The following is a 20,666-nucleotide window of genomic DNA, read 5'->3' as shown; positions in this document are numbered from 1 at the left end:
TCACATCCGGAAGACGCCATAGCCGACCTCCTCCAGGGGGGCGTGCGAGACCGCCGACAGCGCCAGGCCGAGCACCGTGCGGGTGTCGGCGGGGTCGATGACCCCGTCGTCCCACAGCCGCGCGGTGGCGTAGTAGGGGTGGCCCTGCCGCTCGTACTGCTCGCGGACGGGGGCCTTGAAGGCCTCCTCGTCCTCGACCGACCACTGCTCGCCGCGGGCCGCCAGCCCGTCGCGGCGGACGGTGGCCAGCACGCCCGCGGCCTGCTCGCCGCCCATCACGGAGATGCGGGCGTTCGGCCAGGTCCACAGGAACCGGGGCGAGTAGGCCCGGCCGCACATCGAGTAGTTGCCGGCGCCGAAGGAGCCGCCGATGACCACGGTCAGCTTGGGCACCCGCGCGCAGGCGACCGCGGTGACCATCTTGGCGCCGTGCTTGGCGATGCCGCCGGCCTCGTAGTCGCGGCCCACCATGAACCCGCTGATGTTCTGCAGGAACAGCAGCGGCACCTTGCGCTTGTCGCACAGCTCCACGAAGTGCGCGCCCTTGACCGCGGACTCGCCGAACAGGATGCCGTTGTTGGCCACGATGCCGACCGGGTGGCCGTGGATGCGGGCGAACCCGGTGACCAGCGTCTGCCCGTAGAGGGCCTTGAACTCGGCGAACCGGCTGCCGTCGACCAGCCGGGCGATCACCTCGCGGACGTCGTAGGGCGTGCGGGAGTCCGGGGGGACGACGTCGTACAGGGTCTCGGCGGGGTACGCGGGCTCCTCGGTGGGGTGCACGTCCCACGGGGCCGGCGCGACGGGGGCCAGCGTGCCGACGATGCGGCGCAGGATCTGCAGGGCGTGCTCGTCGTCCTCGGCCAGGTGGTCGGTGACCCCGCTGGTGCGGCTGTGCAGGTCGCCCCCGCCCAGCTCCTCGGCGGTGACCACCTCGCCGGTGGCGGCCTTCACCAGCGGCGGGCCGCCCAGGAAGATCGTGCCCTGCTCGCGGACGATGACCGCCTCGTCGCTCATCGCCGGGACGTAGGCACCGCCGGCGGTGCACGACCCGAGGACGGCGGCCAGCTGCGGGATGCCGCGGCGGGACATCTGCGCCTGGTTGTAGAAGATCCGGCCGAAGTGCTCGCGGTCGGGGAAGACCTCGTCCTGGCGGGGCAGGAACGCGCCACCGGAGTCGACCAGGTAGAGGCAGGGCAGCTCGTTCTGCAGCGCCACCTCCTGGGCGCGCAGGTGCTTCTTCACCGTCATCGGGTAGTAGGTGCCGCCCTTGACGGTGGCGTCGTTGGCCACCACGACGACCTCGCGGCCGGCGACCCGGCCGACGCCGGTGATGATCCCGGCGGCCGGGGCGTCGCCGTCGTAGAGCCCGTGCGCGGCCAGCGGGGAGAGCTCGAGGAAGGGGCTGCCGGGGTCGAGCAGCGTGTCGACCCGGTCGCGCGGCAGCAGCTTGCCGCGGTCGGTGTGCCGGGTGCGGGCGCGCTCGCCCCCGCCCTGCGCGACGGCCGCCAGCTGCCCGGCGAGGTCGGCGGCCAGCTCGCGGTGCCGCTGCGCCCACCCGGCGGCGGCAGCCGGGTCGGGCGGCGGGGAGCTGGTCAGCACCGGTGCGTCCACGACCGGGATGTTAACCACCGTTCACGTCGGCGGTCCACCTCGGGGTGAACGCGGGTTAACATCTGCGGCATGACCGCGGAGCCGGACAGCGCGCTGCACACCGATGCCGCGCGCCCCTCGCGCCGCGAGCAGATCCTGCAGGCCGCCGCCCGGCTGTTCGCCGAGCGCGGGTCGCGCAGCGTCGGGGTCGACGACGTCGGCGCGGCGGTCGGGGTCACCGGCCCGGCGATCTACCGGCACTTCGCCAGCAAGGACGCGATGCTGGCCGAGATGCTGCTGCGGATCAGCGAGCGGCTGCTCGCCGGTGCCGACCAGGTGGTCGCCGACGCCGGCGAGGACCCGGCGGCGCAGCTGGCCGCGCTGGTCGCCTTCCAGGTCGACTTCGCGCTGGACAACCCCGCGCTCATCACGGTGCAGGACCGCGACCTGGGTGCCCTGTCCGACGACGACGCCCGCCAGGTCCGCCGGCTGCAGCGCCGCTACGTCGAGCGGTGGGTCGCGGTGCTCGCCGCGCTGCACCCGCAGGCCTCCACCGCCGACTGCCGGGCCCGGGCGCACGCGCTGTTCGGCCTGATCAACTCCACACCGCACAGCGCCGGGCGGCTGTCCCGCTCGGCGATGGCCGCCCTGCTCACCGCGATGGCGACGACGGCGGCCACCGCCTGAGGCCTACAGGTGGGGCTGCCCGGTCGAGGCGCTGGTCCCGCCGTCCACGGCGAGCACGGCGCCGGTGACGTAGCGCGCGGCGTCGCTGGCCAGGAACAGCACGGCGGGCGCGACGTCCCCGGGCTCCCCCGGCCGGCCCAGCGCGATGCGGTCCACGAACGGGGCCAGCGACTCCTCGTCCCGGCCCATGCCCTCGGTCAGCTCGGTGAGGGTGAACGCCGGCGCGACGGCGTTGAGCCGCACGCCCTGCGACCCCCAGTCCAGCGCCAGCGACCGCACGAAGTTGGTGATCGCCGCCTTGGTCGCGTTGTAGGCGGCCTGCCCCCAGTCGCCGCGGTCCCCGGACACGCTGGACACCGCGACCAGGTTGCCTCGCGAGGTGGCCAGGTGCGGCAGCACGTTCTTGGCCAGGTGGAAGAAGCCGTCGACGTTGGTGGCCCGCAGCGAGGCCCAGTCCTCATCGGCCAGCTCGGTGAGCGGACCGCTCTCGTAGCCCGCCGCGTTGGAGACCACGACGTCCAGCCGACCGAACCGCTGCACCACCTGCTCGACGAGCGCGGCGACCGCTGCCCCGTCGGCCACGTCGGCCGGCACCGCCACCGCGCGGTCGGCGGGCCGCCCCTCCAGCGCCTGCTCGAGGCGCTCCTTCCGGCGACCGGTGATGACCACGGTCGCGCCGGCGTCCAGGAACGCGTCGGTGATGGCCCGCCCGATGCCCGTCCCACCCCCGGTGACCAGGACGACGGTGTCGGTGAAGTCGAAGCTCGCGTGCTGCACGGGGGGCCTTCCTGCTCAGGTCGTGGACCCGACCGGGCTACCCGGTCCCCGCGCGGTCAGTCCTGGGTCGCGACGAGCTCCAGGCCGTCGTCGGCCAGCTGCTGCAGCCCGGCCGGGGCGCCGGCCTGGCCAACCCACGACGTCTCCACGATGACCGCCACGTCGTCCTCGGTGGTGCTGGCGTAGTCGGCACTGCGCAGCTCCTCGGGGCCGCCGGGGTAGCGGGCGCCCTCGCGGAGCAGGTCGGAGACGTTGCCGGTGCCCGAGACGTCGGTGAGCGAGAGCAGGGCGGTGGCGCGGGCGGCGTCGGGCATGGTCACCCGGGACACCGACACGACCGCCGGCACGCCGTCCACGTCGGCCGACCACAGAGCGCGGGAGAGCCCGAGGCAGTCCGTCGTGCCGAAGAACCCGCTGATCGCGCCGTAGGCGTGGTCACGGCAGGTGGTGTCGTACTCGACGACCTGCAGGGTGTAGTCCGTGCCGCCGACGGTCTGCACCGTGCCCACCGGCTGCGCGGCCGGCGTGGTCGGGCCGGTGCTGGTGGGGGCGGCCGAGGACGTCGGCGCGGCGTCCCCGGTCCCGCCGTCCTCGGAGCCGCGGCCGGTCAGCCACAGACCGCCCAGTCCGAGCAGCACCACCAGGACGACGGCCGCCAGCACCACCAGCAGGCCGCGCCGCGACCGCCGGGGACGCTGCGGGTCGCCGGGAGGCCCGGGTGGCGGGGTCCAGGACGGCGGCCCGGCCACGTCGCCGGTGTGCGCCGGGGCGGCGAAGATCCCGCCGATGCCGCCGGTCTCGTCGGGCTGCGCCGGGGCCTGGTGGAGCGGCGGGGCCTCGGCCGCGGGCGCCGGCCGCGGGACGATGGCCTGGGTCTCGTGCCACGCCGGCTCGGGTCGGGAGGGGGCCTCGGGCCGGGACGGCGGGGCCTCGGGCCGGGACGGCGGGGCCTCCGGCGCGGACGGCTGGCCGGTGGGGGCCGCGCCGCCCAGCAGCGAGACGGTGTCCCCCCCGGCGCGGGGTGCGGGCGCCTGCTGCGCCGCCGCGGCCGCCGCGAGGGCCGCGGCCGCCGCCGGGTCCACGAGCGGGCCGCGCGGGGACCCGACGGGCGCACCCGAGGACCCCGGACCCGTGGCGGGCCAGTCGGTGCGGGGAGCCGGTGGGGTGGCGGTCGGGCCCGCCGGGTGGGCGCTGGGCTGGTCGGCGAAGCCCGCCGGGGCGATGAGCTCGCGCCGGCGCAGCACGTAGGGCGAGTAGGGGAAGCCCTCGCCGTTGAGCTCCTCCACGGCGGGGCTGCGGCCGGCGACGCCGAGCGCCTCCAGCGCGGCCCGGACGTCGGCGGTGGTCCACAGCCGGGGGTTCCCGGTTCCGGCGTAGCGGGCGGCGCGGGCGATGCCCAGCAGCAGGGAGCGGGACTCCAGCAGCGCGACCTGGTCACCCTCGCCGAGGTCGCCGTCGGCGGGCACCAGGCCGGTCAGCTCGCCGTGCAGCACCGTCAGCCGCGCGATGCGCCCGGGCTCGAGCCCGGCCCGGCGCAGCCGGGTGGCGGCCTCCATGCCGGCCCGCATCAGGCCGTCCAGCGGCGTGGAGCCGCCCCCGGCCAGGCGCAGCACGTCGCCGGGGCCGGCCCCGGGACCGATGGTCCAGGACCCCTCGGGCAGCACGGTGACCACCCCGGACTGCCGCACGACCTCGACCACGCGGACCACCGCGACGCCCTCGGGGACCAGCACGACCGCGTCGCAGATGCGGCGGTCCATCGGGCCGTCCGACAGCGCCAGGGAGGCCACCAGCGCCCCGCGGACGGAGCCGCCGGTGTCCCAGCTGGCCAGCTCGGCGAAGAACGCGCGCTCGGCGGGGGTCTCGAGCCCGGAGGGCGTCAGGATCAGCACTGCGCTGCGCCGCCCTGCCCCCGGGTCGCGCGCATCTCGGTCATCGCCCCGACGTTACGACATCGGCGCGGTGGGCCCGGGACTCACGGTGCGGACGCGCCGCCTGCGGCCACCGGGACGTCGGCCACCGACGCGGTGCGCCAGCGGGCCCACCACCGGGACGCCGCGATGCGGTCGACGACGGCCCACAGCACGGCGAAGCCCAGCCAGACGAACGGGGCCACGTGCCAGTCCCACGGCGGGATGACGGCGACGAACTCCTGGACGAAGGCGGCCAGGAAGACCGCGGCGGCGACCGGCACGCCGGCGGCCCAGCCCGGCACCCGCCACCGCACGGCGAGGTCCACCAGCACCGCGCCGGCCAGCAGCATCACCGGCAGCACCGAGGGCGGGAACCCGGTGGCGACCAGCAGGCCCCAGGTCACCGCGCGGTAGCCGAGGTAGGCGGCGGTGAGCAGGGTCGCCGTCCAGCGGTAGCCGGTGACCTTCCGGGCCACGACCAGGGTCAGCAGCCCGGCGCAGATCAGCCACGCCGGGTGCACCCACGACGGCACCGGGAGCATGAAGCTGGTCGGCGACTGCCCCTGCGCCGCGGCGAAGTCCAGCAGCTGGGGCTCGGCGGTGGTGTGCCCGGCCTGGTAGTCGGCCAGGGACAGGACGCCGTACTCCTGGTGCTGGTTGGGGAACAGGACGTTCTCCAGGAAGAAGAACCACAGGCCCAGGTGGACGGCGGCGCCCACCCGCCCCGGCGCCGCGTGCAGCCACCAGCCGCGCAGCGCACCGGCCAGCATGATCGCGGTGCCGACGTACAGCAGCATGTGGCTGGGGCTCCAGCTGGTGATGTCCAGCCCGTTGATGCGGTGGTTGACGATGTCGATCGGCACCGCGAGCAGGAAGGTCGCCGTCCCCACCTGCATCCAGCGCAGCGCCCGCCGGTCGACCCCGCGGCCGGAGTAGCTGTGCACCACGACGAGGGCGACGACCAGCACGGTGCCGGCGGAGTTGAGCAGGTGCGGGGGCGCCAGGTCGTCGCGCAGCCACTTGAAGTGCCAGGAGACGTCCCACGACGACCCGAGCATCTTCAGCGCGAAGGCCAGCAGCCAGCCGCCGTAGAGCCAGCGCAGCTCGGTCTCGCTGGTCGCGCGGCCCGGACGCCCCGGGGTCATGGCGTACGCCCACAGCCAGCGCAGCGCGGCCACCGGGTGCCGCAGGGCGGCACGCACCGAGGCGGGGGCAGGACGGGGGACGTCGACCGTGCGGGTGTCCAGGGTCATGGGAGCGGCTCCTGCGGCAGGCGAGCCAGCAGCGTATCGACCTGGGGGGCCGGGGTCAGCACCTTCGAGTGGCGCGCGGCGGACTTCTGCCGTAAGGGCGCGGCCGCTGCGGGACGGGTGCGTACTGTCGCCTCCCGTGGCAGGCAACGGAGCGCACAACCTGGTCTGGATCGACTGCGAGATGACCGGGCTGGACCTGGGCAGCGACAAGCTGATCGAGATCGCCGTCGTGGTCACCGACTCCGAGCTGAACGTGCTCGACCCCGGGCTGGACGTGATCATCCACGCCGACGACGAGGCCCTGGCCGGGATGGCCGACGTGGTCGTCGCGATGCACGCCAAGTCCGGGCTCACCGAGGCGGTGCGGGCGTCCACCGTGACGCTGGCCGAGGCCGAGGAGCAGGTGCTGGCCTACGTCAAGCGGTTCGTGCCCGAGCGGCGCACCGCCCCGCTGTGCGGCAACTCGATCGGCACCGACCGCGGCTTCCTGGCCCGCGACATGCCGACGCTGGACGACCACCTGCACTACCGGATGGTCGACGTCTCCTCGGTCAAGGAGCTGGCCCGCCGCTGGTTCCCCCGGGTCTACTTCAACCAGCCACCCAAGGGCCTGGCGCACCGCGCGCTGGCCGACATCCTGGAGTCCATCCGGGAGCTGGCGTACTACCGCGGTGCGGTCTTCGTGCCGGCCCCGGGCCCGACCACCGAGCAGGCCCAGGCGGCGGCCGCGGCGGCCACCGACGTGTACGCGCCCCTGCTGGCCCCTCCGCAGGGCAGCTGAGGGCTCCGGTACGCTTCTCGACGGCCCGCCCCGTGCGGGCCGACGGTGGGTGTAGCTCAGCTGGTAGAGCGCCAGGTTGTGATCCTGGATGTCGCGGGTTCGAGTCCCGTCACTCACCCCACACGCGCAGAGGCCCCCGATCCGCACCGGATCGGGGGCCTCTGCCGTGCCGGGGTCAGCTGAGTGCGCTGCCGGCCACCCACTGGTCCCACGGGATGGCCCAGTCGTAGATGTCGCCGTCGGCGCGCGACAGCGTCGGGCCGATCGAGTTCACGACCTCGACCACGTCGCCGGGCTGGGAGAAGTCGTAGAACCACTGCGCCCGGTCGGTGGACAGGTTGATGCAGCCGTGCGAGACGTTCGAGGAGCCCTGCTGCCCCACCGACCACGGCGCGGCGTGCACGAACTCGCCGTTGTTGGAGATGCGGGTCGCGTACTTGACGTCGGTGCGGTAACCGCCCGGGGCGTCCACGGCCAGGCCGAAGGTGGAGGAGTCCATGGTGATGTCGGCGAACTTCTCCAGCACCACGTGCGCCCCGTTGCGGGTCGGGTTGGCGTTGCTGCCGGCGCTCATCGGGTAGGTCTGCACGACCTGGTCGCCGGAGTACACGGTGAGGGTGTGCGACCCCGCGTCGGCGACCGACACGTGCTTGTCGCCGACCGTGAAGGAGACCGTGCGGTTCTTCTCGCCCCACACGCCGTCGCCGAGGTCGACGCCGTACAGGTTCGCGTCGACCGTGACCTGCGTGTTGGCCGGCCAGTAGGTGGAGGGCCGGAAGTGCACCTCGGTGTCGCTCATCCAGCTCCAGCGGCCGTCGGTGGGCGTGGAGCTGGTGACCACCAGGTTGCGCTCGACCTCGGCCTTGTTGGTGACCGGTTGGTCGAAGAAGACCCGGATCGGCATGCCGACGCCCACGGTGGTGCCGTCGAGCGGGCCGATGGAGGGCGTGCTGACCGAGGCCGGCGCCACCGTGGTGAACGACCCGCTGGCGTCGCTGCTCGCGCCGTCGGCGTTCTGCGCCGTGGCGGTGACCGTGTAGGAGGTGCCGTAGGCCAGCGGCGCCGCGGGCGTCCAGACGCTGGTGGTGCCCGCGGCGGCCGACCCGGAGGACGGCGCCGCCGACGCGGAGGCCGACGCGGAGGACGACGACGCCGACGTGGCGGACGAGGAGGACGCCGCGGGAGCTGCCGGCGCGGCGGCCGGGACCTCGGTCAGGGTGCCCTGCACCGGCGTGCCGGCCCCGTCGGTGACCGTGACGTCGGTGATCGAGCCGCCGACCACCGTGGCCTGCAGCGGCGTGGCCGGGGACACGTCGGTGGCGCCGTCGGCGACGGACAGGCTGACCACGGCCGGGTCGGCCGCGGCGGTGGTGCCCGCCGCGCTCGCCCCGCCGCCGGTGGCATCGGGCCCGCAGCCGGCCAGCACCACCAGCACACCGGTGGCGCCCAGCGCGAGCGCGGAACGACGGTTGATCAGCAGAGCCACGTGCGACATCCCCCTCACCAGGACCGGCGCGGTGGCACCGGGGTCCGTCAGCCAGTGTGCCCCCGACCGCTGACAATTCGCTGTCACGCAGCGCACGCCACCCCGGGTCGCGGGGGTCGGGAGGGCCCGTGTACCGTTCCTCGGGTCGCCGCAGCGCAGCGACACCGCGCCATTAGCTCAATTGGCAGAGCAGCTGACTCTTAATCAGCGGGTTCGGGGTTCAAGTCCCTGATGGCGCACCACCACCCAGCCGGCCCCGTCCCCCCAGGACGGGGCCGTTCTGCTGTCCGCACCCGGGAGGACGCCGTGAGCACCGCCGAGCAGGGCCACCGCAGGGCCGAGGAGTACCTGGAGCTGGTGGCGCAGGGCCGCCGCGCCGAGGCCGACGCCGTCCTCGCCACCGCCGACGACCTGGCCTCGATCACCTACCTGGGCGCCGCCTTCACCGCCGTGTCCCGCAGCGGCGCCCGCGAGCTCTCCCCCGCCCAGCGCGCCCAGGCCACCGGCCGGCACATGCGGCTGGCCGCCCAGCGCGACGCCGCGCGCCGCGACCCGGTGGCGCTGCGCCCCTGGCTGGCCGCACTGGCCCGCGAGGCGGAGTTCGTCCGGGAGATGCAGGCCACCGCCGCGGCCCGCGCCCTCAGCGACGGGTGACCCGCACCGCCACCGGCAGCACCAGCACGAGCAGCCCGGCCAGCACGGCGTAGGACAGCTCCAGCCCCACCGCGGCCGCGACCACCCCGACCGCGAGCGCCCCGAGCCCGGTGCCGGCGTCGAAGGCGGCGTTCCAGACCGCGCTGGCCGTCGTCGTGCCCCGCTCCCCCGCCCGGGCCATCGCCACCACCAGCGTGGTGTTCTGCGACCCGCCGTAGGCGACCCCGAAGACCGCGGCCCCGGCGTACACCGCGGCGTCGGCGTCCAGCCCGACCGCGAGCAGCACCAGCCCCAGCACGCCGAGCAGCAGGGCGGCCGGCAGCAGCACCCGGGTGCCGTACCGGTCGGTGAGCACGCCGCCGGCCCAGCGGCACAGCGCCCCGGTGGCACCGAACACCAGCAGCGCGACGGTGGCCACGACGCCGTCCGGCCGGGCGATCGGCAGGAAGGTGACCACCCCGGCGCCGGCGAGGGTGACCACGAGCAGCACCGCCGACGGCGGGGCCGCCGCGCGCACCGCCGGCCCCGCCGGGTCCCCGGACGGGGCGGTCACGGCGCGGGGCACCGCCCGCACCAGCCGGGGCACCGCCAGCAGGCCCAGCAGCGGCAGCGTGGCCACGGCCACCACCAGCGGGAACCGGTCGGAGAGCACCAGCGCCACCCCGCCCGGCGTCGCGGCCAGCGTGGGCAGCCCCAGCGCCAGGCCGTAGAGGCCCAGGGACTCCCCGCGGCGGGACGGCGGCACCACCCGGGCGGCGATGGTGGCGCCCAGCACGGTCAGCACGCCGAAGCCGGTGCCGCGCACCGCCGACACCGCGCACAGCCACCCGACGCCGTCCCCGAGCAGGTACAGCGGCGCGGGCCCGCCGATGGCCAGCAGCCCGCCGGCCAGCACCGGACCCAGCCCGACCCGGCCGACCAGCCGGGGCACCGCGAGCTGGGTGAGCACCGTGGCGGCGAGGAAGACGGTGGTCACCAGGCCGGCGGCCGCCACGCCTGCTCCCCCGCGGACGGCGTAGGAGGGCAGCGCGGCCAGCGTCACCGCGTAGCTGGTGAACCCCAGCAGGGACGCCGCCAGCAGCGCCCGGACGGCGGGGACCCGCCACACCGGCCCCGTCCCCCGACCCGTCTGCTGCCCCGTCTCCTGCTCCGCCACCCCGTCCATCGCCCCCGCGATCCTGCCCTGCCGCCGATACGGTCGGGCCATGGCCGATCCCGATGCCCCGCCGACCACCGTCTCCGTCGTCGTGATGGGCGTGTCGGGCACCGGCAAGTCCACGGTGGGGGTGGGCATCGCGCGGGCGCTGGGCTGCGACTTCGTCGAGGGCGACGACCTGCACCCGCCGGCCAACGTCGAGAAGATGCGCTCGGGCACCCCGCTGGACGACGACGACCGCTGGCCCTGGCTGCGCGCGGTCGCCGCCCGGGTCGGCGAGCACGAGGCCGCCGGCACCGACCTGGTGATCACCTGCTCGGCGCTGAAGCGGTCCTACCGGGACCTGCTGGTCGAGGGCCACCCGTCGGTCTGGTTCGCCCACGTCGACACCCCGCACGAGGTGCTGGTCGAGCGGCTGCGCAGGCGGCGGGGCCACTACATGCCGGGCTCGCTGCTGGACAGCCAGCTCGCCACCCTCGAGCCGCTGGGCGACGACGAGCCCGGCCACGCGTACTCCGGCCAGGGCTCGGCGCAGCAGACGGTGGACGCCCTGCTGGCCGAGCTCCGGGCGGAGCGTCAGCCCATGTAGGGGTACTCGTGCGACCGAGGCGGGGCGAAGGTCTCCTTGATCACCCGCGTCGAGGTCCAGCGCTGCAGGTTCTGCGCGGCGCCGGCCTTGTCGTTGGTGCCCGAGGCCCGGGCCCCGCCGAAGGGCTGCTGGCCGACGACGGCGCCGGTGGGCTTGTCGTTGACGTAGAAGTTGCCCGCCGCGTTGCGCAGCGCCCGGGTGGCGTGCGCGATCGCCGTCCGGTCCTGGGCGATGACCGCACCGGTGAGGGCGTAGGGCGACACCGACTCCATCTGGGCCAGGACGGCGTCGTGGTCGGCGTCCTCGTAGACGTGCACCGCCAGCACCGGGCCGAAGAACTCGGTGCGGAACACGTCGTGCTCGGGGTCGGTGCCCTCGATGACCGTGGGCCGGACGAAGTAGCCCTCCGAGTCGTCGGCGGTGCCGCCGGCGACCACGGTGAGCGCGTCGTCGGTGCGGGCGCGGTCCAGGACGCCGGAGAGCTTGGAGAAGGACTTCGCGTCGATGACCGCGCCCATGAAGTTGGCGAAGTCGGTGACCGGTCCCACCGGTAGCGAGTCCACCAGCCCGGCGAGGTCGTCGCGCAGCGTGGTCCACAGCGAGCGGGGCACGTAGGCGCGCGAGGCCGCCGAGCACTTCTGGCCCTGGTACTCGAAGGCGCCGCGGACCAGCGCGGTGCGCAGCACCTCGAGGTCGGCCGACGGGTGGGCGAACACGAAGTCCTTGCCGCCGGTCTCGCCCACGATGCGCGGGTAGGTGCGGTAGTCGGCGATGTTCTGCCCGACCGTGCGCCACAGGTGCTGGAAGACCGCGGTCGAGCCGGTGAAGTGGATGCCGGCCAGGTCGCGGTCGGCGAGCACGACGTCGGAGACCGCGACGCCGTCACCGGGCAGCATGTTGATGACGCCCTCGGGCAGCCCGGCGGCCTCCAGCAGCCGCATCAGCTGGTGGGCGGCGAACTGCTGGGTGGGCGAGGGCTTCCAGACCACCGTGTTGCCCATCAGCGCGGGCGCGGTGGGCAGGTTGCCGGCGATGGCGGTGAAGTTGAACGGGGTGATCGCGTAGACCACGCCCTCCAGCGGGCGGTGGTCCACCCGGTTCCAGACACCGGGCGAGCTGACCGGCTGCTCGGTGTGGATCGCCTGCGCGAAGTGCACGTTGTAGCGCCAGAAGTCGGCCAGCTCGCAGGCGCTGTCGATCTCGGCCTGCTGCGCGGTCTTGGACTGGCCGAGCATCGTGGCGGCGTTGAGGGTCTGGCGCCACGGGCCGGCCAGCAGGTCGGCGGCCTTGAGGAACACCGCGGCGCGGTCGTCCTGGGACAGCTCGGCCCAGCCCGGGGCGGCGGCCTTCGCGGCGGCCAGCGCGTCCCGGGCGTCGTCGCCGGTCGAGTGCGCCGACGTCCCCAGCACCTGGGCGTGCGCGTGCGGGGCGACGACGTCGAAGCGCGCCCCGCCGGCCATCCGCTGCCGGCCGCCGATCGTGGCGGTGAGCTCCTCGGTGGAGCCGGCCAGGCGGGTGAGCTCGGCCTGCAGCTGCGCCCGCTCGGGCGAGCCGGGGGCGTAGTCGAGCACCGGCTCGTTGCGCGGGGCGGGGACCTGGGTGATGCCGTCCACGGGAGAGTCAGCCCTTTCAGGAGGTGGTGACGAGGGAGCGGAGGAAGAACTGCAGGTTGGCCGGGCGCTCGGCCAGGCGGCGCATGAAGTAGCCGTACCAGTCGGCGCCGTAGGGCACGTAGGCCCGCACGGTGTGCCCCTCGCGGGCCAGCCGCTGCTGCTCGCCGGTGCGGATGCCGTAGAGCAGCTGGAACTCGTAGCTGTCGGCCGACCGGCCGGTCTCGGCGACGAGCTCCAGCACCCGGGCGATCATCGCGGGGTCGTGCGTGCCGGCCATCGGGTAGCCGTCGCCCCGGAAGAGCACGTCCAGGCAGCGGCGGTAGGCGGCGTCCACCTCGGCCTTGTCGGTGAAGGCCACGGTGCGCGGCTCGGCGTAGGCGCCCTTGACCAGCCGCACCCGGGACCCGGCGACGGCCAGGGCAGCGGCGTCGGCCTCGGTGCGGTGCAGCGCCGACTGCAGCACGGCACCGGTGCCCGGGTGGTCGCGGCGCAGCTCGGCCAGCACCGCGAGGGTGGAGTCGACCGTGGTGTGGTCCTCCATGTCCAGGGTCACCGTGGTGCCCTGCGCGGTGGCGGCCTCGGCGACCGGGCGGACCAGTTCCAGGGCGGTGTCGTGCCCGCCGGGCAGGGCCTGCCCGAACGCCGACAGCTTGACCGACACCTCGGCGGCCGGGCCCAGCTGCAGCGGGGCCAGCCCCTCGAGCAGGGCCAGGTAGGCGTCGCGGGAGGCGACCGCCTCGGCCCGGGTGGTGATGTCCTCGCCCAAATGGTCCAGGGTGACGGCGATGCCGTCGGACTGCAGCGCCCGGACGGCGGCCAGCGCGTCGGGCAGCTGCTCGCCGGCGACGAACCGGTCGACCACCCGGCGGGTGACCGGGGTGCCGACGACGGCGCGGCGGAGGCCGGGACGGCGGGACGCGACGAGCAGGGCCTGACCGAGCACGGTGACCTCCAGGAGCAGTGGGTGCACCGACCGTAGGAGTGAGGCGGGAGCGGTCACCAGCGACAGCTGTCCGGAGTCGTTCGTACGATCGTCTGATGCGTGACGACCTGCAGGACATCGTGGACGAGGTGTCCCGGCTGCTCGGCGCGCCCGCGACCCTGGAGGACCCCGACTTCACCCTGCTGGCCTTCTGCGCCCAGGGCGAGGACGCGCTCACCGGCCTGGACGCCGTGCGCACCCGCTCGATCCTGACGCGGGGCTCGCCGGCGGCCACCCGGCGCTGGTTCACCGACTTCGGCATCGACCGCGCGACCGGGCCGCTGCGCACCCCGGCCGACCCGGCGGCCGGGATCCTGACCCGGCTGTGCCTGCCGGTGCGCCACCGCGGCCGGCTGCACGGCTGGCTCTGGCTGCTCGACGAGGGCCGCACCGACCTCGACGCCGCCGACGCCCCGGGCCTGGCCGAGGCCGTGGCGCTCGCCGACCGGGCGGGCGCGGTGCTGGCCACCCGGCCCGCCGCCGGCGACCCCGCGGGCGACCTGCGCGCCGCGCTCACCGGCGACGCCGCGGCGACCGACCGGCTGGCCGCGGCACTGGGCCCGGGCACCCCGGTGGCCGTCGTCGCGCTGCACCCCGCCGACCCCGGGCTGCCCGCCGGCTGGACCGCACCCGGCGCCGGTGCGGTGTCCGCCGTCCTGGGCACCGCGGTGGCCGTCCTCATCCCGCTGCCGCACCGCGGCGACGCCCGGCCGGCGGTCGCGCTGTCCGCGGCGGCCCTGCAGCGGCTGCCCGCCGGCAGCACCGCCGGGGTGGCCGCCGCGCGCACCGGCTGCGGGGAGCTGCGCCGCCAGTGGGCCGAGGCGACCGACGCCGCCCGGGTGGCCGCGGTCGACCCGGCGCTGGCCCCGGTGGCGTCCTGGGCCGAGCTCGGTGCCTGGCGCCAGGTGGTCCGGCTCGACGGCCCGGACCCGGCGTTCGCCCCGCTGCTGGCCGACCCGGTGCTCACCCGCACCGCCGAGGTGTGGCTGGACCGGGCGGCCTCTCCGCAGCGGGCCGCCGCCGAGCTCGTCGTGCACCGGCAGACGCTGTACTACCGGCTGGGCCGCATCGCCGAGCTCACCGGCCTGGACCTCGCCGACGGGGGCGACCGGCTGGCCCTGCACCTGGCCGTCCGCTCGGCCCGGCTGGCTGCCGCCCCCACCGGGGCTGCTCTAGGGTCGAGGGCCTCATGACGAGGGACGCGAGCACCGACGGGGAGTCCCCCACCGACGACGTGATGCGGCGCCTGCGCACCGCCACCGCGACCGAGCACCAGCAGCTCGAGGACACCCTCGACCTGATGGACGACGGGCTCACCGTGGCCCGCCTGACGACGGTGCTGCAGCGGATGCACGCCTTCTGGGTGGCCGCCGAGGCGGGCCTGGACAGCTGGGCCGCCGCCCACCCGGCCATCGCCGCGGGCCTGGACTGGGCCGACCGGCGGCGGGCGGGCCTGTTCGCCGCCGACCTGGCCGCCCTGGGCGCCGTCCCCGCGGCCGACCCGCTGCCCGAGGTGCCGGCACCGGCGTCCACCGACGAGGCGCTGGGCGCGATGTACGTGCTCGAGGGCTCCACCCTGGGCGGGGTGTTCATCGACCGGCACCTGGCGGCGCTGCCCGGGTTGGCCGGTGCCGGCCCGGTCCGCGCGTTCAGCCCGTACGGCGAGGCCACCGGCGCGCGGTGGGCGGCGTTCCGCCGGGCCACCCGCGAGCACGTGACCCGCGGGGGTGACGCCGACGTGGTCGTCGGCGCGGCACGCCGTACCTTCGTCCTGATGGCCCAGTGGTGCGCCGACGTCCAGCAGCGGGCGTCCCACCCGACCGACCCGCCGACTCGACGTCGAGGTGCTGCCGCGTGACCGACACCCAGCCCGTGCAGTGGCTGGCTCCCGGTACGCCGGTGGACCTGACCAACTGCGAGCGCGAGCCCATCCACATCCCGGGCAGCATCCAGCCCCGCGGCGTGCTCATCGCCGTCAGCGAGCCCGACCTGGTCGTCGAGCAGGTCTCGGAGAACCTCGCCGACGTCGTCGGCACGCCCTGGGAGCGGGCGCTGGGCCGGCCGCTGGCCGAGGTCATCGGCACCGTGCCCGCGCAGGCCGTGGCCCGCAGCGCGGCCGCCTTCGGTGACCTGCGCGAGCGCAACCCGGTCGAGCTCACCCTGGACCTGGACGGCACCCCGGTGCCGGTCGACGCGATCCTGCACCGCATCGTGCACGGCGGCGGCCGGCTGGACGACGCCCACCAGCGGGTCGACGAGCAGGGCCGCACGGTGGCCAGCACGCTCGTGGTCGAGCTGGAGCCCGCCTTCGGGCCCCGCCCGTTCAGCTTCCCGAACACCTACCAGGCCGTGCGCAGCAGCATCGCCGAGCTCAACCGGGCCTCGGACCTGCAGGAGCTCTACGACGTCACGGTCACCGCGGTGCGCAACCTGACCGGGTTCGACCGCGTGATGCTCTACCGCTACGACGACGAGTACAACGGCGAGGTCGTCGCCGAGGCCCAGCACGGCGGGCTGCCCAGCTTCCTGGGCCTGCACTACCCCGCCTCGGACATCCCCGCGCAGGCGCGGGCGCTGTACGAGAAGAACTGGATCCGGCTGATCTCCGAGGCGCCCTACACCCCCGCCCTGCTGCAGCCGGTCGACCACCCGGCCACCGGCCGGCCGCTGGACCTGACCTACTCCACGCTGCGCAGCGTCTCGCCCATCCACGTCGAGTACCTGGGCAACATGGGCGTGGCCGCCTCCATGTCGATCTCGCTGCTGCGCGAGGACAAGCTGTGGGGCCTCATCGCCTGCCACCACTACGCCGGGCCGCACGCCCCGCCCTACGCCACCCGCGCCGCGGCGGAGTTCCTGGGCTCCACGCTGTCGCTGCGGCTGGTCGACCGGGCCGCCGAGGAGGAGGTCCGCCGCGCGCTGCGGGCCCGCTCCACCCTGGCCTGGCTGACCGCGGCCACCCTCGACCAGGACCGGCCGCTGGCCGAGTCGCTGCTGGGCACGCCCGACCTGCTGGACCTGGTGCCCGCCGACAGCGTGGTGGTGCACCTGGAGGGCCACGCCGCCGTCCGCGGGGTCCCGGTGCCCGAGGCCGTGGCGGCCCAGGTCGCCGAGTGGGCGGCCGGCCGGCGCGTCGACGTGGTGTCCAGCGAGTCGCTGCCGACCGACGCCCCCGAGCTCGACGTGCCGGTGGAGCTGGCCTGCGGCGCCCTCGTCGTCCCGCTGCCCGAGGGCCAGTCGGTGGTCTGGCTGCGGCAGGAGAAGGTGCGCTCGATCGACTGGGGCGGCGACCCGCACCACAAGGCCACCGTCGTCCCCGAGGGCGACGACGTGCGGATCTCGCCGCGGCAGTCCTTCGAGCGCTGGTCGGAGACGGTGCACGGCCGGTCCGAGCCCTGGACCGCCGCGGAGGTCGCCGAGGCCACCGAGCTGCGCACCAACCTGCTCGAGGCCCTCTACGCCCGCACCCGCCGGGTGGCCCGGGCCGCGGAGACGCTGCAGCGCAGCATGCTGTCCGACCCGCCGCAGCCCGACCACGTGCAGATGGCGGTGCGCTACGTGCCCGCCGCCCGCGAGGCGCAGGTCGGCGGCGACTGGTACGACGCGTTCGTGCAGCCCGACGGCGCCACGGTGCTGGTCATCGGCGACGTGGTCGGCCACGACACCGAGGCCGCCGCGGTCATGGGCCAGCTGCGCGGCCTGCTGCGCGGCATCGCCTACGACAGCGGCCTCGGCCCGGCCGAGGTGCTGCGCCGGCTGGACGCCGCCGTGGCGGGGCTCCGCATGGAGGCCATCGCCTCGGTGCTGGTCGCCCGGCTGGAGCAGACGCCGACGGAGTTCGACGAGGGCGTCACCCGGCTGGTGTGGTCCAACGCCGGTCACCTGCCGCCGGTGCTGCTGACCGAGGACGGCGGCACCCGGCTGCTCGGCGACGGCGGCCGCGCCGACCTGCTGCTGGGCGTCGACCCGGGCGCGCCGCGGCGGGAGCACGAGGCCGTGCTGGACCGCGGCTCCACCGTGCTGCTCTACACCGACGGCCTCGTCGAGCGCCGCGACCAGGTGTTCGACGAGGGCATCGAGGCGCTGCAGCGGCTGCTGGGCGGGCTGGCCGGCCGGCCGGTCGAGCAGCTGGCCGACACGCTGCTGGCCGACCTGCTCCCCGAGCGGGCCGAGGACGACGTCGCGCTGGTCGCCGTCCGGCTGCACGAGCAGGACCGCCCCCGCCCGGACCGGTAGGTCACCCGCGCAGGGTGGTCAGCAGCTCGCGGACCGCCGACCGGCCGGCCCGGTTGGCGCCGATCGTGCTGGCCGAGGGCCCGTAGCCGACCAGGTGCAGCCGGGGCTCGGCGACGACCCGGGTGCCCTCGACGACGACCCCGCCGCCGGGGGCGCGCAGGTGCAGCGGGGCCAGGTGGTCCAGCGCCGCCCGGAACCCGGTGGCCCAGAGCACGACGTCCACGGCCAGCTCCTCGGCCGGGTCGTCCCAGGCCACCCCGGTCGGTGTCATCCGGTCGAAGGCCGGCCGGCGCTCCAGCACGCCGCGCGCACGGGCCCGGCGGACCTCCTCGGTGACCGGCAGCCCGGTCACGCTGACCACGCTGGCCGGCGGCAGGCCCGCCCGGACCCGCTGCTCGACCAGCGCGACGGCGGCCCGGCCGGCGTCGGCGTCGAAGTCGTCGGTCCGCCACACCGGGGGCCGGCGGGTGACCCAGGTGGTCCGGGTGACCTCGGCGAGCTCCACGAGCAGCTGCAGCGCGGAGATGCCGCCGCCGACGACCAGCACGTGCTGGCCGGCGAAGTCGGCGGCCTGGGTGAACTGCGCGGCGTGCAGCTGCCGGCCGAGGAAGGTGTCCCGGCCCGGGTAGGCCGGCCAGAACGGCCGCGACCAGGTACCGGTGGCGTTGACCAGGCCCCGGGCGGTCCAGGTGCCGCCGGTCGTCGCGAGGGCGAACCCGTCGTCGGTCCGGGTCACCCGGCGGACGGCGACCGGGCGGCGGACCGGGAGGTCGAAGGTGCGCTCGTAGTCGGCGAAGTACCGGGCCATCGCCACCGAGGCCCGCTCGGCCGGGTCCCCGGTCAGCGGCATCCCCGGCAGGTCGGCGATGCCGTTGGCGCGGTCCAGCCGCAGCGAGGCCCACCGGTGCTGCCACGCCCCGCCGGGGGCGGCGTCGGCGTCCAGCACGACGAAGTCGGTCCCCTCGCGGCGCAGCTGGTACGCCGCGGACAGCCCGGCCTGCCCGGCCCCGACGACGACCACCTCCGCGTGCACGCCCGCCCCAACGCGGGCGGCCCGGCGCTCATGCCCGGCGCACCGCCACGACCAGCTCCGGGCGCAGCGCCCCGGCCGACAGCAGTGCACCCATCCGCTGCGCCTGCTGCAACGAGTGCCGGTACCGCGGGTCCTCGCCGTGCCGGCGGGCCACCTCGGCGTCCACCGCGTCCGCGGCGTCCTCCCACCCGGGCGGGTTGTCGTGCAGGTCCGCCGTCGCGCGGTCGACGACGTCGAAGCCGGCGCCCCCGAGCAGGGCGTCGAGCTCGGCCGGCGTCGGGAAGGAGTTGCCGTCCGGCGGCGGTGCGGGCAGCTCGTCGACGACCTGGGCGAACACCAGCAGGCCGAGCCGGCCCCCGGGCCGCAGCACCCGGTGCAGCTCGGCCAGCGCCCCGGCCTTGTCCGCCGTCGTGCACAGCACCCCGAGGCTCCACGCGGCGCCGGCCACCCCGTCGCGCAGCGGCAGCGCCTGGGCGAGGGCGACGGCCGAGGGCAGGCCGAACATCCGCCGGGAGGCGTGCACCGCGCCGACCATCGGCTCCAGGCACACCGGGGCGACCAGGCGGTCACCGGCCACCCACCGGGCCGGGCCGCCCACCCCGGCCCCGCTGTCCACCAGCAGGTCGCCGGGCGCCAGGTCCAGCCGGTCGGCCAGCCAGCGCAGCGACCCCACGCTGCCCGATCCGCGGCACCCGGCCGGGACCGCGTGCCCCGGGCCGAGCGCGCGGGCGGCCTCCTCGGTCCACGCCGCGGCGACGCCGAACTCGTCCTCCATCGCCTCGCTGTCCAGCCCGCTCACCGCTCCCCCTCCACGACCCGCCGGGCCACCTCGGCCTTGACCCGGGCCCCGGCCAGCACGCCGCGGTCGGACGCCAGGCCGGACAGGTCCACCCCCACCACGCCGGGCACCGCCAGCAGTGCCCGCGCCTCGGCCACCGCGGCCGCGGTGCCCGCCTCCACCGGGTCGGGGGCGGCCAGCACCCGGGTCACCGCCGCGTCGTCCAGGTGCAGCCCCGGGAAGGCCTGCAGCACCCGGGCCGACCGCTCGTCGGTGTAGACCGCGACCCCGGCGACGAACGGCAGCGTCGCGCCGGCCGCGCGGGCGGCCGCCACGAACGCCGCCACGCCCGCCGGCGTCGAGACGTGGTTGAGCACGCACACCGCCGCCCCGGCCCGCTGCTTGAGCGCGACCCGGCCGGGGCGGTCGGCCACCGGGACCGCCTCCGGCGACTCCGGCACGGCCACCGACAGCCCGGTGCCGGCCGCCAGCGCGGTCAGCCGCACGCCGTCGAGGTCGAACACCTGGGTGACGCCCGGACGCACCCCCGGGCCGCGGCCGTCGCCGGTCACGCACAGCACGCCGTCCACCCCGACCCGGGCCAGCCCGACCAGCTCCTGCTCCAGCACCAGCCGGTTGCGGTCCCGGCAGGCCAGCGTCGTCCAGGGCAGCCCCCCGGCGGCGAGCACCTCCTGCGCGAGCAGCACCGGGGGCAGGTCGGGCCGGTTCTGGTGCTCCCCCACCAGCACCGCGTCCACGGCGCCCGCCAGCGCGCCGACGACCGCCCGCACCGATGCGGCGTCGAAGGGGGTGACGGTGAGGTCGGCCAGCACGACGGGTCCGCTCGCCGCGCGGTCCAGCAACCCACCGGGCCGGGGCGCCGGGGCCGGCACCGGGTCGGCCCACCGCGGCGCCGGTGCGGCCACGAACGGGCAGGGGTGGTCGGCGAGCTCGCAGCGGGCGTCGTCGCGCACCCCGCCGCAGGGGCCGAACACCATCCGCTTCGGGCACCCGGTGCGCTCCCCCGCGACGGCCGTCGTCATCCCCGACCGCTGCCCGGCGCCGGGGAGGCTGAACCGCGCACCGCCCCGCCGGTGTGCAATCGGACGCAGCATGTGTGCGACCAGGGATCCCG

At 76.1% G+C, this 20,666-nt stretch carries 18 protein-coding genes and 2 tRNA genes; 9 read left to right on the top strand and 11 right to left on the bottom strand.

What is annotated here, in order from left to right:
* Positions 1–1,614, bottom strand: coding sequence for a carboxyl transferase domain-containing protein (locus BLT39_RS12145; protein ID WP_091063336.1), 1,614 nt, complete (start codon positions 1,612–1,614; stop codon positions 1–3).
* A 69-nt stretch (positions 1,615–1,683) separates the two neighbouring features.
* On the opposite strand from BLT39_RS12145, the gene BLT39_RS12140 reads away from it, so the two are divergent.
* The gene (locus BLT39_RS12140) at positions 1,684–2,280 is read left to right on the top strand and encodes an SACE_7040 family transcriptional regulator (RefSeq protein ID WP_207507918.1); all 597 of its coding nucleotides are present in this window, start codon (positions 1,684–1,686) and stop codon (positions 2,278–2,280) included.
* A gap of 3 nt (positions 2,281–2,283) precedes the next feature.
* Here BLT39_RS12140 and budC read toward each other — a convergent pair whose 3' ends face one another.
* The 3 genes from budC to BLT39_RS12125 form a co-directional block, all read right to left on the bottom strand.
* Positions 2,284–3,057 (bottom strand): meso-2,3-butanediol dehydrogenase, encoded by a 774-nt coding sequence (gene budC / locus BLT39_RS12135; protein ID WP_091063332.1) that lies wholly within the window; start codon positions 3,055–3,057, stop codon positions 2,284–2,286.
* A gap of 56 nt (positions 3,058–3,113) precedes the next feature.
* Positions 3,114–4,949, bottom strand: coding sequence for a hypothetical protein (locus BLT39_RS12130; RefSeq protein WP_091063327.1), 1,836 nt, complete (start codon positions 4,947–4,949; stop codon positions 3,114–3,116).
* Positions 4,950–5,032: 83 nt separating this feature from the next.
* On the bottom strand, positions 5,033–6,223 hold the full coding sequence (locus BLT39_RS12125; protein WP_091063324.1) for a hypothetical protein: 1,191 nt from the start codon (positions 6,221–6,223) through the stop codon (positions 5,033–5,035).
* Positions 6,224–6,359: 136 nt separating this feature from the next.
* On the opposite strand from BLT39_RS12125, the gene orn reads away from it, so the two are divergent.
* Together orn and BLT39_RS12115 are read left to right on the top strand one after the other, a co-directional pair.
* Positions 6,360–7,004 (top strand): oligoribonuclease, encoded by a 645-nt coding sequence (gene orn, locus BLT39_RS12120; protein WP_242658351.1) that lies wholly within the window; start codon positions 6,360–6,362, stop codon positions 7,002–7,004.
* A gap of 45 nt (positions 7,005–7,049) precedes the next feature.
* Positions 7,050–7,125: transfer RNA gene (locus BLT39_RS12115), tRNA-His, on the top strand.
* Positions 7,126–7,179: 54 nt separating this feature from the next.
* On the opposite strand, the gene BLT39_RS12110 is transcribed toward BLT39_RS12115, so the two are convergent.
* The gene (locus BLT39_RS12110; protein ID WP_242658350.1) at positions 7,180–8,490 is read right to left on the bottom strand and encodes a L,D-transpeptidase; all 1,311 of its coding nucleotides are present in this window, start codon (positions 8,488–8,490) and stop codon (positions 7,180–7,182) included.
* Positions 8,491–8,656: 166 nt separating this feature from the next.
* Between BLT39_RS12110 and BLT39_RS12105 the strand changes: the two genes are divergently transcribed.
* Positions 8,657–8,732 (top strand) — tRNA-Lys (locus BLT39_RS12105).
* 64 nt (positions 8,733–8,796) lie between these two features.
* Positions 8,797–9,144 carry a hypothetical protein gene (locus BLT39_RS12100; RefSeq protein WP_091063313.1) on the top strand — a complete coding sequence of 116 codons (348 nt, stop codon included), beginning with the start codon at positions 8,797–8,799 and terminating at the stop codon, positions 9,142–9,144.
* On the opposite strand, the gene BLT39_RS12095 is transcribed toward BLT39_RS12100, so the two are convergent.
* Positions 9,131–10,309, bottom strand: coding sequence for an MFS transporter (locus BLT39_RS12095; RefSeq protein WP_091063310.1), 1,179 nt, complete (start codon positions 10,307–10,309; stop codon positions 9,131–9,133). The genes BLT39_RS12100 and BLT39_RS12095 overlap by 14 nt on opposite strands.
* Before the next feature lie 40 nt (positions 10,310–10,349).
* Here BLT39_RS12095 and BLT39_RS12090 point away from each other — a divergent pair, with 40 nt between their 5' ends.
* Positions 10,350–10,889 carry a gluconokinase gene (locus BLT39_RS12090; protein ID WP_091063307.1) on the top strand — a complete coding sequence of 180 codons (540 nt, stop codon included), beginning with the start codon at positions 10,350–10,352 and terminating at the stop codon, positions 10,887–10,889.
* Here the strand turns inward: BLT39_RS12090 and pruA are convergent.
* On the bottom strand, positions 10,877–12,502 hold the full coding sequence (gene pruA / locus BLT39_RS12085; RefSeq protein ID WP_091063303.1) for an L-glutamate gamma-semialdehyde dehydrogenase: 1,626 nt from the start codon (positions 12,500–12,502) through the stop codon (positions 10,877–10,879). The two genes, BLT39_RS12090 and pruA, sit on opposite strands and share 13 nt — an antisense overlap.
* A gap of 16 nt (positions 12,503–12,518) precedes the next feature.
* A complete protein-coding gene (locus BLT39_RS12080; protein WP_242658349.1) occupies positions 12,519–13,472 on the bottom strand; it encodes a proline dehydrogenase family protein in 954 nt (317 codons plus the stop codon).
* Between the two features lie 68 nt (positions 13,473–13,540).
* Between BLT39_RS12080 and BLT39_RS12075 the strand changes: the two genes are divergently transcribed.
* Genes BLT39_RS12075 through BLT39_RS12065 form a run of 3 tightly spaced genes read left to right on the top strand, consistent with a single transcriptional unit; the run spans position 13,541 to position 17,720 of the window.
* Positions 13,541–14,677, top strand: a complete 1,137-nt coding sequence (locus tag BLT39_RS12075) for a PucR family transcriptional regulator (protein ID WP_091063300.1) — start codon at positions 13,541–13,543, stop codon at positions 14,675–14,677.
* Positions 14,674–15,342, top strand: a complete 669-nt coding sequence (locus BLT39_RS12070; RefSeq protein ID WP_091063296.1) for a biliverdin-producing heme oxygenase — start codon at positions 14,674–14,676, stop codon at positions 15,340–15,342. Before BLT39_RS12075 ends, BLT39_RS12070 begins: the two co-directional genes overlap by 4 nt.
* A complete protein-coding gene (locus BLT39_RS12065) occupies positions 15,339–17,720 on the top strand; it encodes a SpoIIE family protein phosphatase (RefSeq protein WP_091063293.1) in 2,382 nt (793 codons plus the stop codon). Before BLT39_RS12070 ends, BLT39_RS12065 begins: the two co-directional genes overlap by 4 nt.
* 1 nt (position 17,721) lies before the next feature.
* On the opposite strand, the gene BLT39_RS12060 is transcribed toward BLT39_RS12065, so the two are convergent.
* Genes BLT39_RS12060 through BLT39_RS12050 form a run of 3 tightly spaced genes read right to left on the bottom strand, consistent with a single transcriptional unit; the run spans position 17,722 to position 20,574 of the window.
* Positions 17,722–18,753 carry an FAD-dependent oxidoreductase gene (locus BLT39_RS12060; RefSeq protein WP_091063290.1) on the bottom strand — a complete coding sequence of 344 codons (1,032 nt, stop codon included), beginning with the start codon at positions 18,751–18,753 and terminating at the stop codon, positions 17,722–17,724.
* Positions 18,754–18,781: 28 nt separating this feature from the next.
* Entirely contained in the window at positions 18,782–19,552 is a 771-nt protein-coding gene (locus tag BLT39_RS12055) for a class I SAM-dependent methyltransferase (protein ID WP_242658348.1), read from the bottom strand.
* Entirely contained in the window at positions 19,549–20,574 is a 1,026-nt protein-coding gene (locus BLT39_RS12050) for a methylenetetrahydrofolate reductase C-terminal domain-containing protein (protein WP_091063287.1), read from the bottom strand. The genes BLT39_RS12055 and BLT39_RS12050 overlap by 4 nt, the downstream gene beginning before the upstream one ends.
* Between the last annotated feature and the right edge of the window lie 92 nt (positions 20,575–20,666).

It is taken from the genome of Klenkia brasiliensis (assembly GCF_900100695.1).
GTDB classification, from domain to species: Bacteria; Actinomycetota; Actinomycetes; order Mycobacteriales; family Geodermatophilaceae; genus Klenkia; species Klenkia brasiliensis.
The sequence above is the reverse complement of the archived record's forward strand: the minus strand, read 5'-3'. Positions and strand labels throughout refer to the sequence as shown.

Excerpts from the sequence above, each read along its gene's own strand:
- BLT39_RS12140 (WP_207507918.1), top strand. The coding sequence starts at position 1,684 with ATGACCGCGGAGCCGGACAGCGCGCTGCACACCGATGCCGCGCGCCCC.
- BLT39_RS12125 (WP_091063324.1), bottom strand. The coding sequence starts at position 6,223 with ATGACCCTGGACACCCGCACGGTCGACGTCCCCCGTCCTGCCCCCGCC.
- BLT39_RS12095 (WP_091063310.1), bottom strand. The coding sequence starts at position 10,309 with ATGGACGGGGTGGCGGAGCAGGAGACGGGGCAGCAGACGGGTCGGGGG.
- BLT39_RS12090 (WP_091063307.1), top strand. The coding sequence starts at position 10,350 with ATGGCCGATCCCGATGCCCCGCCGACCACCGTCTCCGTCGTCGTGATG.
- BLT39_RS12075 (WP_091063300.1), top strand. The coding sequence starts at position 13,541 with ATGCGTGACGACCTGCAGGACATCGTGGACGAGGTGTCCCGGCTGCTC.
- BLT39_RS12070 (WP_091063296.1), top strand. The coding sequence starts at position 14,674 with ATGACGAGGGACGCGAGCACCGACGGGGAGTCCCCCACCGACGACGTG.
- BLT39_RS12050 (WP_091063287.1), bottom strand. The coding sequence starts at position 20,574 with ATGACGACGGCCGTCGCGGGGGAGCGCACCGGGTGCCCGAAGCGGATG.